The sequence below is a fragment of the Flavobacterium sp. WC2421 genome, assembly GCF_040822115.1.
Lineage (GTDB): Bacteria > Bacteroidota > Bacteroidia > Flavobacteriales > Flavobacteriaceae > Flavobacterium.
This window is the reverse complement of record NZ_CP162004.1, coordinates 1000563-1015678: the sequence shown is the minus strand read 5'-3', so window position 1 is coordinate 1015678 and position 15116 is coordinate 1000563. Positions and strand designations below refer to the sequence as shown.

At 32.1% G+C, this 15116-nt stretch carries 16 protein-coding genes; 4 read left to right on the top strand and 12 right to left on the bottom strand.

All coding sequences use genetic code 11. The features are described from left to right. Nucleotides 1-47 precede the first annotated feature (47 nt). Nucleotides 48-1100: a 2Fe-2S iron-sulfur cluster-binding protein gene (locus AB3G33_RS04280; RefSeq protein ID WP_367772889.1), complete on the top strand. Its 1053-nt coding sequence runs from the start codon at nt 48-50 to the stop codon at nt 1098-1100. Between the two features lie 73 nt (nt 1101-1173). Here the strand turns inward: AB3G33_RS04280 and AB3G33_RS04275 are convergent, their stop codons facing one another. The 5 genes from AB3G33_RS04275 to AB3G33_RS04255 all read right to left on the bottom strand — a co-directional run bounded on the left by AB3G33_RS04275 (nt 1174) and on the right by AB3G33_RS04255 (nt 4698). After that, a complete protein-coding gene (locus AB3G33_RS04275; RefSeq protein WP_367772888.1) occupies nt 1174-1746 on the bottom strand; it encodes a pentapeptide repeat-containing protein in 573 nt (190 codons plus the stop codon). 36 nt (nt 1747-1782) lie between these two features. Beyond that, the gene (locus AB3G33_RS04270) at nt 1783-1986 is read right to left on the bottom strand and encodes a hypothetical protein (RefSeq protein WP_367772885.1); all 204 of its coding nucleotides are present in this window, start codon (nt 1984-1986) and stop codon (nt 1783-1785) included. Nucleotides 1987-2057: 71 nt separating this feature from the next. Further along, nucleotides 2058-3005, bottom strand: coding sequence for a helix-turn-helix domain-containing protein (locus AB3G33_RS04265; protein WP_367772884.1), 948 nt, complete (start codon nt 3003-3005; stop codon nt 2058-2060). 57 nt (nt 3006-3062) lie between these two features. Further along, nucleotides 3063-4061, bottom strand: a complete 999-nt coding sequence (locus tag AB3G33_RS04260; RefSeq protein WP_367772882.1) for a glycosyltransferase family 9 protein — start codon at nt 4059-4061, stop codon at nt 3063-3065. 31 nt (nt 4062-4092) lie between these two features. Then, entirely contained in the window at nt 4093-4698 is a 606-nt protein-coding gene (locus AB3G33_RS04255) for a DUF4254 domain-containing protein (protein WP_367772880.1), read from the bottom strand. A 134-nt stretch (nt 4699-4832) separates the two neighbouring features. On the opposite strand from AB3G33_RS04255, the gene upp reads away from it, so the two are divergent. Further along, nucleotides 4833-5486: a uracil phosphoribosyltransferase gene (gene upp, locus AB3G33_RS04250; RefSeq protein ID WP_367772878.1), complete on the top strand. Its 654-nt coding sequence runs from the start codon at nt 4833-4835 to the stop codon at nt 5484-5486. On the opposite strand, the gene AB3G33_RS04245 is transcribed toward upp, so the two are convergent. Continuing rightward, the gene (locus AB3G33_RS04245; RefSeq protein ID WP_367772876.1) at nt 5481-6410 is read right to left on the bottom strand and encodes a DUF6427 family protein; all 930 of its coding nucleotides are present in this window, start codon (nt 6408-6410) and stop codon (nt 5481-5483) included. The genes upp and AB3G33_RS04245 overlap by 6 nt on opposite strands. 133 nt (nt 6411-6543) lie before the next feature. Between AB3G33_RS04245 and AB3G33_RS04240 the strand changes: the two genes are divergently transcribed. Further along, nucleotides 6544-6774: a uracil phosphoribosyltransferase gene (locus AB3G33_RS04240; protein ID WP_367756339.1), complete on the top strand. Its 231-nt coding sequence runs from the start codon at nt 6544-6546 to the stop codon at nt 6772-6774. A 46-nt stretch (nt 6775-6820) separates the two neighbouring features. Here AB3G33_RS04240 and purD read toward each other — a convergent pair whose 3' ends face one another. Next, nucleotides 6821-8095 (bottom strand): phosphoribosylamine--glycine ligase, encoded by a 1275-nt coding sequence (gene purD, locus AB3G33_RS04235; RefSeq protein ID WP_367772874.1) that lies wholly within the window; start codon nt 8093-8095, stop codon nt 6821-6823. 131 nt (nt 8096-8226) lie between these two features. Between purD and AB3G33_RS04230 the strand changes: the two genes are divergently transcribed. Beyond that, nucleotides 8227-9537, top strand: a complete 1311-nt coding sequence (locus tag AB3G33_RS04230) for a phenylacetate--CoA ligase family protein (protein WP_367772872.1) — start codon at nt 8227-8229, stop codon at nt 9535-9537. On the opposite strand, the gene AB3G33_RS04225 is transcribed toward AB3G33_RS04230, so the two are convergent. Genes AB3G33_RS04225 through AB3G33_RS04205 form a run of 5 tightly spaced genes read right to left on the bottom strand, consistent with a single transcriptional unit; the run spans nt 9521 to nt 15090 of the window. After that, nucleotides 9521-10303 (bottom strand): glycosyltransferase family 2 protein, encoded by a 783-nt coding sequence (locus tag AB3G33_RS04225; protein WP_367772870.1) that lies wholly within the window; start codon nt 10301-10303, stop codon nt 9521-9523. The two genes, AB3G33_RS04230 and AB3G33_RS04225, sit on opposite strands and share 17 nt — an antisense overlap. Before the next feature lies 1 nt (nt 10304). Beyond that, entirely contained in the window at nt 10305-11672 is a 1368-nt protein-coding gene (locus AB3G33_RS04220) for an exopolysaccharide biosynthesis polyprenyl glycosylphosphotransferase (protein ID WP_367772868.1), read from the bottom strand. Nucleotides 11673-11730: 58 nt separating this feature from the next. After that, complete coding sequence (locus AB3G33_RS04215; RefSeq protein WP_367772866.1) at nt 11731-12714, bottom strand: UDP-glucuronic acid decarboxylase family protein; 984 nt, start codon at nt 12712-12714, stop codon at nt 11731-11733. An 8-nt stretch (nt 12715-12722) separates the two neighbouring features. Then, nucleotides 12723-14042, bottom strand: a complete 1320-nt coding sequence (locus AB3G33_RS04210; RefSeq protein ID WP_367772865.1) for an O-antigen ligase family protein — start codon at nt 14040-14042, stop codon at nt 12723-12725. Further along, the gene (locus AB3G33_RS04205) at nt 13984-15090 is read right to left on the bottom strand and encodes a DUF1972 domain-containing protein (RefSeq protein ID WP_367772863.1); all 1107 of its coding nucleotides are present in this window, start codon (nt 15088-15090) and stop codon (nt 13984-13986) included. Before AB3G33_RS04205 ends, AB3G33_RS04210 begins: the two co-directional genes overlap by 59 nt. Nucleotides 15091-15116: the final 26 nt, after the last annotated feature.

Here is a 15116-nt window from a genome sequence, read left to right as displayed (position 1 = left end):
ATCTTCCATTTATTTACCGTTTCCTATTTTTGTAAAAAAATTATCCTATGCCATCCTTTTTAAAATTAATTATAAAAGAAGTAAAACGCGAAACCGCTGCTGCCGTTTCGATACTTTTTAATGTTCCCGAAGAATTAAAACCAAACTATAAATTTGTTGCTGGACAATATGTTAACTTGAAACTAACATTAGACGGCCAAGAAATTCGTCGTGCCTATTCTATATGTTCATCCCCTGAAAGTGGTGATTTACGAATTGCAGTGAAAGCAGTTAAAAACGGTGCTTTTTCTCAATTTGCCAACACAAAACTAAAAGCGGGAGATGTACTTGAAGTAGGAAAACCAGAAGGAAAATTCACATTTGAACCCCAAGCAGATCGTCAAAAAAACTATGTGGCTTTCGTGTCGGGAAGTGGAATTACACCTGCACTATCAATTTTAAAGTCGGTATTAAAGAGCGAACCTAAAAGTTCATTTGTTTTGGTTTATGGGAATAAATCACCTGAAGAAACGATCTTTCATCAGGAATTGCATGACCTCCATTTACAATATGTGAGTCGCTTATTTGTACATTATGTATACAGTCAAGCCAAAGCTGATCATGCCTTGTTTGGTCGTATAGACAAATCAGTAGTCAATTTTGTTTTAAACAATAAACACAAGGAACTGGAATTTGACAAGTTTTATTTGTGTGGGCCAGAAGCAATGATTGAAACCGTTTCAAATGTCTTAAAAGAGAAAAATGTAAAAGAATCAGCCATAAAATATGAGCTTTTCACTACTTCTACCCATGAAAATGTAATTACAGAATCATTAGAAGGACATTCAAAAATTACTGTAATGGTAGATGATGAAGAAACTACTTTTGAAATGTCGCAAAAACAAACCATACTTGAGGCTTCCTTAAAACAAGGGATTGATGCTCCTTATTCTTGCCAAGGCGGTATTTGTAGCAGCTGTTTGGCACGAGTTACTGTAGGAACTGCTGAAATGACAAAAAACTCCATTTTAACAGATAAAGAAATTGCAAGTGGATTGATATTGACATGTCAAGCTCATCCTACTTCAGAAAATATTTATATCGATTTTGATGATGTTTAGAAACTCGTTTTTATCTCCATTTAATAAAAAAAGTTTGCGTAAAGCAAACTTTTTTTATTAATAGTAGAACTAATTATTCAAGATCAAGATCGAATTTATCTAATAAACCCGCAAGCTGAGATTTTGAAAATTTTGCTCTCTTCATTTTATTTTCTCCTGGGTCAAAAGAATAATTTTTAGCAGTACGAAAATCTGCTTTTTCAAGATTTGTCCCTGCAAAAATAGCGCCCGAGAGGTCACCGTTTTTAAACAAAGCCATCGTTAAATCGGCATTTGAAAAATCTACATTTTGTAAGGAACAATCCATAAAATTTGTCTTTTTCATTTTCTTTTGAAAAAAAGTAGAATAGTCCAGAATACAACCTTCAAAGCTCATTGAAAACAAGAAGTTATTACAAATTGTAAAATCCAAACCCATTAATTTACATCCAATAAATTTAATGCTTTTTAACCCAGTGTTATTAAGTATTGCTAAGGAGAAATTACAGTTTTGAAAACTACACTCCATAAAATCATTATGACTTAAATCACTTTTTGAAAAGTTACAGTTTATAAATTCACACTTAAAATATTCACTATTCGTTATTTTTTGTTCTGAATAATCAATATTTTCAAATGTTTTGTTTTGGTGAAGTAAGAGATCCATAATAGTACGTTGTTGCAGATTTTTGTTCAAATGTGATTAACCTTCTAATTCTATACAGTCAAAAATGCCATTATTTAATATCGATTCCAAAAATTCGGTTTTGCAATCAATTCTTAAAATATTATCGCAATCTTCAAGGTCAAAATTCCAGATAGTATTTGGTAAAAGCCTATTAAGCATAACCGTTGCCTCTTCAAATTTTAATTTTGTGTCTACTGATGTTTTAAAAATATAAATCATTATTTGGCTTATTTTAGGCCTGCAAATTTCAATAATTACCCGATAGGATAGTAGGATTCCATAATCAATAATTAGGACTTATCAATCCTTTTACGAAACTGAATTGGAGATATACCTTCGTTTTTTTTGAAAATTCTACTAAAATAAGACTGATCATAATGACCAACCCGCATGGCAATTTCACTGATACTCAGATTAGTTTGGTATAACAAATATTTGGCTTCTAATAAAATGGTCTCTTCAATCCATTTTGTAGGCGACTTATCTGTTACCGATTTTATTGATTTGTTTAGATGATTTGGAGACACATTAAGTATTGAAGCATAATAATCAACCTGATGCTGTTGATTAATATTAGCATAAATGAGTTCTTTAAATTTAGATGTTAGCACGGTAGCAGCTGTCCCTTTTTTAGCTGCTTTTAAAGCATTTTTATTAATCTCACAAAGTAAAGCAATCAAATATGGCTGTAAAATATCCAAATTTGTGATACCTGATTCTGTATATTCAATCTGTAACCGATGTAATAACTGTAGGATAAACTGAGATTCCTTATCTGGAAAACAAGGTTTTGGATTTCCCCCTATTTTTAAAAAATTAAAATCATTTATCATTTCTAAATTCCCATATTTTCCAATTAGAATATCAGGGTGAAACTGACAAATAAACCCCTTTAAGTCAATGGGTATCGATTCTATTGAAAAAATTTGACCTGCTGGAACTACTATAATCTCATTAGATTGGGTAGTATATTCCTCGAACCCAATCTTTATTTTGTGGGTTCCCGAAATAATAAATAGTAAAGTGTGAGAAATGTGTTTGGATGGTGGTACAGGAAATTTGAGTTGATTAATTTCTTCTAATTTTAAGCAAAAGAATTGTTCTGATTTTGACTTAAAAAGAAAGTCTTTGGCAATATCATTCTCAAGAAACCTATCTCGAAAACCCTGTTGACTATATGTTTTTACTCTTTCAGTTATTTTCACTTGCAATTTTCTTGTTGAGTATTTGTTATTCATCACTTAGATTTTCAACTAACAGTTGTCTTTCAAACCAACAGAATATACAAAGTCTATTTACTGAACACTAAGTACTATTTTGTCTACAGGAATCGTTCGCATGGCTTCTTCATAGCCTTCTACTTTTTTATTTCCATAAACGGAAGTAGGCAACAAAGGATATTTTTCTCTATCCGAAATCAAACTGTTTTCTATTGGCTGATTAAAAGGCATAAATCCAGCATACGGATGTGTGGCACCCCAAAGTGTAATGACTTTCACCCCCAACATAGCTGCAATATGTGCATTACCCGAATCCATAGAAAGCATCACATGAAGATTACTGATCAATTGTAATTCCTGTTGAAATTTAATTTTACCAGCCATATTAATCACATTTCTGTACGGTGCCGCAATAGCATCTAAAATCTCCATTTCTTTTTTTCCTCCACCAAAAAGCAAGATTTTGTGTCGCGGATTTTTAGCCAATTGAGCAATTACTTCTTGCATTAAATCCAAAGGATACACTTTAGAATCATATTGCGCAAAAGGAGCAATTCCAATTAACTTTTGGTTTTCAGTTCCAATTATGTTGGTTAGTTCCTCGTTTAAAACTGCTTTTGCAGGAAACATGGGATGAGACAAATCAATTGAAAAACCCAGTTTAGCAAATACGGCAACATGCCTTTCAAACATTGAAGCAAGTGGTTTAAAAACCTTATTTTCAAGACTGGTCAATCCTTTCTTTTCTGCTCTTCCTTTATCTACCGCCGCCACTTTTTTTCCGCTTAAAGCAAAAAGCGTACGGACTACTTGAGCTCGTAAAACATTATGTAAATCAGCAAAAGCATCGATTTCCAACCGTTTTAAATCTTGGAACAAACGCAACAATCCAATAAACCCTTTGTGTTTTTCTTTTTCATCGAAAGCAAAAAAGGAAACAGTGGGAATCGTATCAAAAAAAGGTTTGAAAAAGGGTCTGGAAACCACCGTGATTTTTATATCTGGATACTGATTTACAAAAGCGCGTAAAACAGGAACCGTCATGGCGACATCTCCCATTGCGGAAAGTCTCATGACGGCGATATGCTTGATATTAGTTGGCAATTTATTTTTTTCCTTGGTACAAAACAGGATTCAATTCATCGTCATTGTACATTTTCATTTGTTTGTACACTTTCATGAATTTATCACCGTTTTCAATATCAGTCAATAAATCATCAATTGCTGTTGATAGATCGGTTCTTTGTTCTAGTAAGATATTTAGTTTCGCTTGGCACTTATCTCTATGCTCTTGAGATGCTTCTTCACGAGTAGCTTCCTCATTCATGTGATAAATCTTTAATGCTAAAATTGATAATCGGTCAAATGCCCAAGCTGGACTTTCTGAGTTGATTTTCGCGTCTTCTTTTACTTTAACATCGCTGTATTTTTGTAAAAAATAACCATCAATATATTCCACCATGTCGGTACGTTCTTGGTTTGAAGCATCAATTCTTCTTTTCAAAGTTAAAGCGGCGATTGGGTCAATATTTGGATCACGAATGATATCTTCAAAATGCCATTGCACGGTATCAATCCAATTTTTCACGTACAATAAATGTTCAAATTTATCTTTTGGAAAAGGATTATTTATTGGTTGATCTACGTTATCAAATTGATGATAATCGTTAATACTTTGTTCGAATACGGAATAAGCTAATTTTGAAAACATATTTATATATTTTAATGAGACAAAGATACTTTTTATACTTTTATAAAAAAATTACAATTCATAAATCTGTTTTAGGATAACTATTTGCAGTAAAAACTGTCTTTTATCACCCAAATAAATAATAAAATTATACCATGCAAATTCACCATTTATCAGAAAAAAATAGTGTCCTCAATCATTTTTTAGGTCAAATTAGAGATGTAACTATCCATAAAGACAGTATGCGTTTTAGAAGAAACATTGAGCGCATCGGTGAAATCATGGCTTATGAAATGAGTAAAGAATTCCATTATAAAACAGTTGAAATAAAAACACCTCTTGGGGTTAAAAAAACAACAGCCATAAAAGATCAATTGGTTTTGTGTTCCATTTTACGCGCCGGTTTGCCGTTACATATTGGTTTTTTGAATTATTTTGATGAAGCCGAAAATGGTTTTATTTCGGCCTACAGGCATCATCCTAATAATGATGACTATTTTGATATTGTAGTGGAATACCAAGCCATCGCTGACTTTAATGACAAATACTTACTCCTTATTGATCCTATGCTTGCTACAGGGCAATCCATCGTTGCTGTTTATAATAAGTTAATAGAAAAAGGAACGGCTGCAGCTATTCATATCGCCGTTGTAATTGCCGCACCTGAAGGAATTGCTTATCTAGAAAAACATTTATCAGATAATTGCCATTTGTGGGTTGCTTCGATAGATGAAAAACTAAATGAACACGATTATATTGTTCCGGGACTTGGTGATGCTGGTGACTTAGCGTATGGAACCAAATTATAACTGGGAGAAAAAAGCAAAAAAGCTACAAGCGATCAGTACAAATAACACCATTTCTTTTTTTAATTTTACTTGAGGAATCTCGATATGACTTGTCGCCATTATAGCCAAAGGCGCAATCGTAAAAATTAGTATATCATTGCTTTTATTCGAAGAAACCAAATAAATTAATACCCCAATAAAAAAGGAAGCTATTATTTTTTTAAAAGATGCATGCAGTACTAAAGGCCTATTCGACAATGTTGCAAACATGGATATAACAAAGAATAAAACTACTGTTGCATAGATTGACAAGGCGGCATTTTGATAATTATTAGTAAAATAGTTAATTTCAAAATTGGTCATTACACTGCTATTAATGTATCCTTGAGCATCAATATTAAATACAATTGAAAAAAGAACAAAAATAATTCCCGCAGTAAAAAAAGCGATAAATGGTAAAATCCAATTTCTGTAATCTCTTGCTACGTGAAAAATTATAGAAATAAATACTAGTGCAATATAAAGAATACTCCAAAAATGAAACAAAGACGCTAAAAAAATCCATAAGGAGGCATCAAATATTTTTTCTTTTGATGATTTTAAGGACTGAAGCGAAATTAATCTACGCAGTGCTAAAAGGATAAAGAAATTAGAAAAAACCAAATTGATATTGTCCAAAACAGAAGGAAAAAAAAGCAAGAATAGAAAGTAGAATAAAATCGTGTAGCTGCTGTCTTTACTCAGTCCGTTGCGCTTTGAAATAAAGTTGGTCATAAAAATAGACGCCAATAAAACGGTAATTATTCCTATTTTTTCAAAAATTAAAATAGTCGAATTCGTCCAACTAAAATCTTGAAATTGATAGATTGAAAAGAAAACGAGTATTAAAAATACTACTAAGGTGAAATTTAATGGTGTAGATTTTTTAAAAACACTTGTTATCATAAGGATATTTTATACTTTTGTGACTGTAAATATAATACTTGTTTAAAAAGGAAACCCTCAAGTTGAAAAAGATTCTTTAAAAAGAGTTCTTTAATCTTGAGAAATTAAAAACAACAACATAACTTTATTCGATATGAAAGCATTTTTTGAAGGAATTCAATACTTATTTGTAAATATTTTATTTGCTCCTCATGATTTCTTACGTTCATTAGAACTTAGAACTTGGTTTGGTGCAAATACTATCAACTGGATTTTCATGGCTATCTGCGCAGCAGCAATGGTATACTGGATCAAACAATTGAGCATTTTTGATGCAAACGGAGAAGAAAATCAAGATACTACGGCACATTCTTTCTTAAAATAAAACCTCCCTAATCCTATTTACTTAGGATTAAGGAAGATTTCTTTATTTATAAAAGATCGTTACCAATATCTTTTCTAAAATTCATCTTATCAAAGCTTAGTTTACCTATGTTTTGATAAGATTTTTTTATAGCCTCTTGAAAATCATCTCCATATGAGGTAACTGTCAACACTCTACCGCCATTAGTAACTACTTCATTGTTCACTAATTTTGTTCCTGCATGAAAAACAATAGAATCAGTGATGTTCTCTAGTCCCGAAATTACTTTTCCTTTTTCAAATTCTTCAGGATAACCACCCGATACCAGCATCACAGTAGTGGCGCTTCTTTCATCAATATCCAAAGTGATTTCGTCTAGTTTTTCATTGGCTACAGCCAAAAACAATTCTACTAAATCCGTTTTTAATCTTGGAACAACAACCTCAGTTTCTGGATCACCCATTCTCACATTGTATTCAATAACAATAGGTTCATTTTTCACATTGATTAACCCAATAAAAACAAATCCTTTGTATTCAATACCATCTTTTTGGAAACCTTCAATTGTTGGTTTAACGATGCGCGTTTCGATTTTTTCCATCAAAACAGCATCAACATAAGGAACTGGAGAAACTGCTCCCATTCCGCCTGTATTTAATCCTGTGTCGCCTTCGCCAATGCGTTTGTAATCCTTGGCTGTAGGTAGAATTTTATAACTTTTACCATCTGTAAGTACAAAACAGCTTAGTTCGATACCGTCAAGAAATTCTTCGATAACTACTTTTGAACTTGCGTCACCAAATTTTTGACCCACAAGCATATTGCGTAATTCTTCTTTGGCTTCTGCCAAATCATGAATAATCAAAACGCCTTTTCCTGCTGCTAGACCATCCGCTTTTAAAACGAAAGGCGGTTGTAAGGTTTCAAGAAAGTCACATCCTTTTTCTACAGTCTCAGCTGTAAAACTATCATAAGCAGCGGTTGGGATATTGTGTTTTACCAAAAATTCTTTGGCAAACTCTTTACTTCCTTCTAATTGAGCACCAATTTTTGATGGCCCAATAACTGGAATATGGTTTATTTGATCATCGTTTTTAAAAAAATCAAAGATTCCTTTTACCAAAGGATCTTCTGGTCCTACAACTACCAAGCTTACATTATTACTTAATACAAATGCTTTCATCGCATCAAAATCAGTAGGACTCATGTTCACATTCGTCGCAATCGATGCGGTTCCTGCATTTCCTGGTGCAACAAAAAGAGTATCGCAAAGTGGGCTTTGAATCATTTTCCATGCAAAAGCATGCTCTCTTCCTCCTGAACCCAATAGTAAAATATTCATGTGTGTGTTTTTTAGTTGTGGTGCAAAAATAATTGCTTTTGGACGTAAAAAATAATTAATTTTTAAAAACTTGCTGGTTCTTCCTAATTAGTTGTTGTTAAATATTATTTTTGAAGAAATAAACACCTAAAATGCTACCACTTTTTGACTTATCGCTCCAGTTAAACGGTTATCCCATAAAGCAGTCCACTGCTGAATTGCGGCAAATTGCAGCTTTATCTCAAAAAGAATATGAAGCATTTTTAACACATAAAAAAAAGGAAATTGTATCCTTTCATTTAGAAAATAATTCCTTTTATAAAGAACTTGTTGGTACTTCAGATTATGAGAATTGGTCCAATTTACCAATTTTGAATAAAAAAAATCTCCAAAAACCTTTATTAGAGAGACTTTCTAGCGGATACAATACTAAAAATAGCTATCTCAATAAAACTTCAGGCTCTAGTGGTGATCCTTTTATTTTTGCCAAAGACAAATACAGCCATGCCCTAACCTGGGCTTCCAATATCTATCGTTTTGGATGGTATGAAATTGATTTCAATCATTCCTATCAAGCGCGTTTTTATGGAATTCCTATGGATTTCATTGGCAATAAAAAAGAACGTTTAAAAGACTTTTTAAGCCACCGCTTCCGCTTTACCATTTTTGACTTATCAGATGCTGTTTTGGAGGGTTTTATAATTCATTTTAGAACCAAAAAATTTGATTACATCAATGGCTATACTAGTTCGATTGTGTTATTTGCCAAATTTTTACAAAAAAAGAATATCGTATTAACAACTATTTGCCCAACCCTAAAGGCTTGTATGGTTACCTCAGAAATGCTTTTTGAAGATGATAAAATACTGTTAGAAAAACAATTGGGAATACCTATCATTAATGAATACGGAGCATCTGAGCTTGATTTAATTGCTTTTCAAAATCCAGAAGGAGAATGGCAAGTAAATTCAGAAACTTTATTTGTGGAGATACTGGACGAAAATAATAAAGTACTTCCTTATGGTCAAGAAGGGCGCATTGTAATTACTTCTCTTTTTAACAAAGCACATCCTTTTATTCGATATGAAATAGGAGATATTGGAATTTTGGATGAAAAAAGCACCTTGCAAAAACCCATTCTGAAAAAATTAATTGGAAGAACAAATGATGTTGCTGTGTTACCAAGTGGAAAAAAAGCACCAGGTTTAACCTTTTATTATATTACAAAAAGCATCATTGAAGACGATGGAAATGTAAAAGAATTTGTCATTAAACAAACTCAAACCAACACTTTTGAAATCAAATATGTTAGTGAAACGGAATTAAATTTGGTACAAATTGAAAAAATTGAAAAAGCCATTATTCTCTATCTAGAACCCAACCTCAAGTTTAGTTTCATTAGAAAAAATAGTTTAAAAAGAAACAAAAGAGGAAAATTGAAACAGTTTAAATCGATGGTTTAATATTCTTAATATACCTTGGTTTTATAAATAATTGAGTGAATAAAAAAAGCTTCATACAAGCCACCGCAATTAGAAAACTAAAACCGTGAAACCTTCTATAAACGGCAAAATTATATTTTATCAAATCCAACTTAGAAGTCGAAATAGAGTCGTTTCGTACTCTATAATAAGCCAAACTTTCAGGTACAACATGTGCTATTTTTATCTTTTTTAGTACCGTTAACCAAAGCATCCAATCTTGGCGTTTTCGAATGGAAGAAATGGGAATTTTTCCAAAGAAATTGACATCATAAATAGCGGTAAGATTCCCCACATAATTACAAAAAAACAATTCGCGATAACTCAAATGTACTGGTGCTTCTACTCTCTTATTTAAAGGATTTCCTGCTTCATCAATGCAATCATAAAAGGAAAAAGTAAATGGCAAATTCTTGTTTATAAGAAAATCCATTTGCTTTTTTAATTTTTCAGGTTTCCACAGATCATCGGCATCAAGGAAAGCAATATACTGTCCTTTGGCTAACGCCAATGCCGAATTTCTAGCCACACCAGTTCCAGAATTTTTTTCTAATCTAGAATATTGAATTCGGTTGTCTTTTATAGCTAGTTCCTCAACAAGGCAAAGAGTTGAATCTGTAGAACAATCATCAACAAGGATAATTTCCCAGTTTGTATATGTTTGGTTTTGCACGGAACGAATCGACTCTGAAATAAATTTTTCAGAATTGAATGTTGGAATTAGTATCGAAACCAAAGGTTGTCCCATATTAATATGCTTTTTTATCTCCTTTTAAGATATTGATAACGGTCATGTAAATTATCTTTAGATCTAAAATTAATGACCAGTTTTCAATGTAGAAAACATCCATTTTTATTCGGTTTATCATGTCTTTTTCGGTCTCAATTTCTCCCCTAAAACCGCTTACTTGAGCTAGACCTGTAATCCCTGGTTTTACATAATGGCGCACCATGTATTTTTTAATTTTACTACCATATATTTTATTTTGCGACCATAAATGCGGGCGTGGTCCTACTACAGACATTTCTCCAAATAAAACATTTACAAATTGAGGCATTTCATCCATGCTCGATTTTCGCATCAATTTGCCTATATTAGTTACTCTAGGGTCGTTTTTTAAAGCTTCTGTTTCCGTTGAACCGTTCATTCTCATAGAACGAAATTTATAACAGTAAAACTGTTTTTCACCAATTCCTGGTCGGCCTTGTTTGAATAAAACAGGCCCTTTGGACTCTAATTTAATTAAAATAGCTAATAAGGGAGCTAACCATGATAGAATACCAATAATTACTGTTAACGAAAAAACAATGTCAAAAAATCGTTTAAAAATTTTTATTACGGGCTCATTTAAAAGAGTTTCTTTTAACGACAATACTGGGAAAAAATCGTAATAGTCTATTTTTAAATTCTTTGAAAAAATATCTTTTGTATCTGGTATAAATTTTATTGTTTTATTGTTTTCATCGGCAAATTCAAGCAAGTCTTTTAGCTGTACATTAGAAACTTCGTTTAGTGAACAGTATATTTCGTCCACTTGATTAGTTAGAGCAAAGGTTTTCAAATCCAGCAAATTACCTTTAATCTCTTTATTTATTTTTTTATCTGAAAAATAGCCTAAAAACTGATATCCATACTCTTTCCTAGTTTCAAAAAGCTCCTTTAATTGAATCGATTCAGGTGTATACCCTACAATTACAGCATATCTAAAATTACTTCCTACTATTAATCGGTATTTTTTTAAACAATAAAATAAAAAGAATTTTGAAATTGTAATCAAAACCAAGCTACCTACAATAAATAAAACGATGCACTCTGAATTAAAAACAGCTTGATCATAAAATGGAAAAAAGGCAATGACAATTAGAAGAAAAATAATTCCTTGCTTAATTATTTTTGAGATTATTTCTATCGTTTTTGTAAAACGAAAAATCGCATAAAATTTCAAAAAAACTGCAGTTAAAACCCAACCAATATTGAGGTAAATAATGTAATAAGGAATGTTTAAATTAAGGTCACTAAATAAAAAATAAGCCAAAAAAGAGATCACCATCAAGTCCATTAGAATACTAATGGGCCTAATATATTTAGAATATCTTCCTATTTTGGATGTTGTCATGATTGGCTAACCTGTTCTTGATGCTTTGCATATTATTAATGCTTGCTTTATAAACCTACTATTTTATATAAGCCGTAAAATCTTTGTGCTCTTCTTTGGAAAGTTCTTCTTTGGATAAAGATTTGAAATAATCATACGTTATTTTCATTCCATCAGCACGATTTACAGTTACATCCCAACCCAATATTTCTTTGGCTTTAGTAATGTCTGGTTGTCTCTGTAAAGGGTCATTTTCCGGTAACGCGTGATAGACAATTTTTTGATTCGTTCCCGTCAATTTTATGATTTCTTCGGCAAAATCTTTAATAGTAATTTCGTCTGGATTCCCAATGTTTACTGGATATACATAATCCGAATGCAATAATCTAAAAATTCCTTCGACTTGATCGTCTACATAACAGAAAGAACGCGTTTGCAGACCGTTTCCAAAAATGGTTAAGTCTTCCCCACGAAGTGCTTGCCCAATAAATGCAGGAATTACGCGACCGTCATTGAGTCGCATCCTAGGTCCGTAGGTATTAAAAATTCGAACAATTCTAGTTTCCACACCATGAAAAGTATGATATGCCATGGTTATTGATTCCTGAAAACGTTTGGCTTCATCATACACACCTCTAGGCCCGATGGTATTTACATTTCCATAATACTCTTCGGTTTGAGGGTGTACTAGTGGATCACCATACACTTCAGAAGTGGAAGCAATCAAGATTCTGGCATTTTTTACGCGAGCCAAACCCAAAAGATTATGCGTACCAAGAGAACCAACTTTAAGCGTTTGTATTGGTATTTTTAAATAATCAATCGGACTTGCTGGTGAAGCAAAATGTAAGATATAATCCAATTGTCCTGGAACGTGAACAAACTTAGTAATATCATGGTGATAAAATTCAAAATGTTCTAATTTGAACAAATGTTCTATGTTTTTTAAATCGCCAGTTATGAGGTTATCCATTCCAATAACAAAATATCCTTCTTTGATAAAACGGTCACACAAATGTGATCCTAAAAATCCAGCAGCTCCAGTAATCAGTATTCTTTTCATATGGGTTTTTATAGTTTTGTAATGGGTTTGGGACTATTTTTTGCATTAAAAACGCAAAAAAATATGGTAAAAAAGACAACTCCCCGTTGTCTTGATAAAAATGATTCTGTCAAAAATAAACTTATCATTAATACTGCAAAAGAAATAGCAACAAAATCTTTTGATTTTATTGCGTTTCTCAAGCTCAAAGATACAATCAAGAGTAACAATAGTAATCCTACTATTCCTGTTTCGGCGAAAATTTGGACATATTGATTATGAAAATTCTTGTTTTGATAGCCATCGTGAGTAGCATCACCAGAAAAAATAGTATGCTCTTTGCCTTTTTCTTTTATTCTAAAATCGGATGCATTCAACCCATATCCTTTAAAAAACACATTATCTTCTTCTAGCATTTCTTTAAAAATCCGTATTTGATACACTCTAAAAGCAGTTCCGGAAAAATAATCATTCTGATTAAATTTTTCTTGTGTCCAAGCTTGATTGACACTTACAGTATTGACGGTCTCCGTTGTTGAGCTTATTGTGTTTTCAATTTTATTTGAATTCCATTCTATCAAAAAACGCTCTTTAATTTTAGTCGAAAACAGCAACATAATTATTGCTAATAGAAACAGACTCACGACTGCTTTTTTTTGTTTCAGTTGTCCTTTCGAATAAAACAATTGAAAAACAATTAGCAGTAAAACAAAAACTACAATGATATTTTTTGAAGACAGTAAAAAGATAAAAATGGCCAATAAAAATGCAATAATTGAATTTAATTTAGATCTTTTCTCTTTCGAATAAAAATAAAAAAAAGCAACCGACATATAAACCGAAACATGAATGGCATTTAGATCACCGGTTACCAACTCATGGTAAAAGAAAACAGAATTGTCTCTTGTAATACTATAACGAACAACTGCTTTGATCAAAAAATAAACAACATAAAAGAACATTCCGAAACTATAATATTTAAGCAACAGTTGTTTTTTACTTTCGTCAAAAGCAGGAAAACTCATGAAACAAACTGCAAAGACCAATAATGGAAGTTCCTTTGAAATTGCTTTAATAGAAGCGTTTAAATCGTGACTCCACAATAGTGAAAGTGCCATTAATACATACAGGAAAACTAGTAAAAATAGATTTTTATCTATCTTGAAATTTAATTTTTTAGCATAAAACAAAGTCGATAAACCAAAGATTCCCATTGCTATACTATTGATAGCATAACTTAACGGAATGGTGAGTAAAACAACTAATAGCAGCAGTAAAGGCGGACTTTGCTTATGAAGAAGCATCAGTTCCTGAAATGCTTTTTTCAAATAAGCGTAAATAGTCTCCATTTATTTTATCCCAATTAAATTCATTTATAATCGTCTCAAAATTCTTTTGAATCTTGTTTAAACAGTCTTCTCTTTTTACTGTTAAAAGTAGTTCTTTCACTTCTATAGCATTCGAAAAATAAAATGCGTTTTCTTTTAAAACAGCCTTATTAAAATTGTTGTCGTGAGCCATAATTAACGCCTTTGACGCCATGGCCTCTAATAAAGATGGGTTGGTACCTCCAACTGAATGCCCGTGAAAATACAGATTACTGAAATACCTTAAATTATTGAGGTGCTCCAAATTAAAAATCCCACCCAAAAATGCAATGTTTGTATGCGCTTTGAACTTCTTTTTTAAATAGTCTCCATATTTGGTTTTATGATTGCCAACTACAATAATTTTCATCATAGAATTGCTCAACACCACACCATCTAATACCATTTCCAGATTATTTTCGGGTTCAAACCGAGCCATAATCATGTTGTAATTGTATTTCGAGAGCTCATAATCCGTTACAATGGATTCATCAGGATTCATAAATGGATGTGCACCATAAGCAATATAAGCAGATTCTTTTTTATATTTATCTTTTAAATAGGTTTGAATTCCCAATGAATCAGCAACCAAAAAATCACTACTAACGGCAGCCAATCGCTCAGCAAATTTAAGAAATTGTTGCACTGGCTTGGAATATTTCGTTCGCTTCCACTCTAGCCCGTCCATATTTGTTATAATAATGGGTTTCTTAGGCAATAGGAAAAACCAGATCGAATTGCTTGTATATCCCAGTTGAAGTATGATGTCAAAATCCCTTTTTCTAGAATCCATAATGCAGTTGAAATCATATACAAATTGTCCAAAAGTTCCCATTTTATGCTCAGGATCATTTTTATGGATGATATTTACCCCTTTGAATGTTTTTTCCTGAAATACATGATTGTGAGAATTATAAACATATACTTCATGTCCTTTTTCAACTAGAAAAACAGAAAAGAACTCAGCAAATTGCTCAAAACCAGAATAGTTATTGGGTATTCCTCGCGTTCCTAAAATAGCTATTCTCATACTGTTTATTCCAATTTAATGAACCA

What these genes read in the sequence shown, in the direction of transcription:
- AB3G33_RS04240 (WP_367756339.1), top strand. Translation starts at nt 6,544, where the DNA reads ATGAAAGCATTTTTTGAAGGAATTCAATACTTATTTGTAAATATTTTA.
- AB3G33_RS04280 (WP_367772889.1), top strand. Translation starts at nt 48, where the DNA reads ATGCCATCCTTTTTAAAATTAATTATAAAAGAAGTAAAACGCGAAACC.
- upp (WP_367772878.1), top strand. Translation starts at nt 4,833, where the DNA reads ATGCAAATTCACCATTTATCAGAAAAAAATAGTGTCCTCAATCATTTT.
- AB3G33_RS04255 (WP_367772880.1), bottom strand. Translation starts at nt 4,698, where the DNA reads ATGTTTTCAAAATTAGCTTATTCCGTATTCGAACAAAGTATTAACGAT.
- AB3G33_RS04225 (WP_367772870.1), bottom strand. Translation starts at nt 10,303, where the DNA reads ATGGGACAACCTTTGGTTTCGATACTAATTCCAACATTCAATTCTGAA.
- AB3G33_RS04230 (WP_367772872.1), top strand. Translation starts at nt 8,227, where the DNA reads ATGCTACCACTTTTTGACTTATCGCTCCAGTTAAACGGTTATCCCATA.
- purD (WP_367772874.1), bottom strand. Translation starts at nt 8,095, where the DNA reads ATGAATATTTTACTATTGGGTTCAGGAGGAAGAGAGCATGCTTTTGCA.
- AB3G33_RS04270 (WP_367772885.1), bottom strand. Translation starts at nt 1,986, where the DNA reads ATGATTTATATTTTTAAAACATCAGTAGACACAAAATTAAAATTTGAA.
- AB3G33_RS04265 (WP_367772884.1), bottom strand. Translation starts at nt 3,005, where the DNA reads ATGAATAACAAATACTCAACAAGAAAATTGCAAGTGAAAATAACTGAA.
- AB3G33_RS04215 (WP_367772866.1), bottom strand. Translation starts at nt 12,714, where the DNA reads ATGAAAAGAATACTGATTACTGGAGCTGCTGGATTTTTAGGATCACAT.
- AB3G33_RS04220 (WP_367772868.1), bottom strand. Translation starts at nt 11,672, where the DNA reads ATGACAACATCCAAAATAGGAAGATATTCTAAATATATTAGGCCCATT.
- AB3G33_RS04245 (WP_367772876.1), bottom strand. Translation starts at nt 6,410, where the DNA reads ATGATAACAAGTGTTTTTAAAAAATCTACACCATTAAATTTCACCTTA.
- AB3G33_RS04275 (WP_367772888.1), bottom strand. Translation starts at nt 1,746, where the DNA reads ATGGATCTCTTACTTCACCAAAACAAAACATTTGAAAATATTGATTAT.
- AB3G33_RS04205 (WP_367772863.1), bottom strand. Translation starts at nt 15,090, where the DNA reads ATGAGAATAGCTATTTTAGGAACGCGAGGAATACCCAATAACTATTCT.
- AB3G33_RS04260 (WP_367772882.1), bottom strand. Translation starts at nt 4,061, where the DNA reads ATGAGACTTTCCGCAATGGGAGATGTCGCCATGACGGTTCCTGTTTTA.
- AB3G33_RS04210 (WP_367772865.1), bottom strand. Translation starts at nt 14,042, where the DNA reads ATGGAGACTATTTACGCTTATTTGAAAAAAGCATTTCAGGAACTGATG.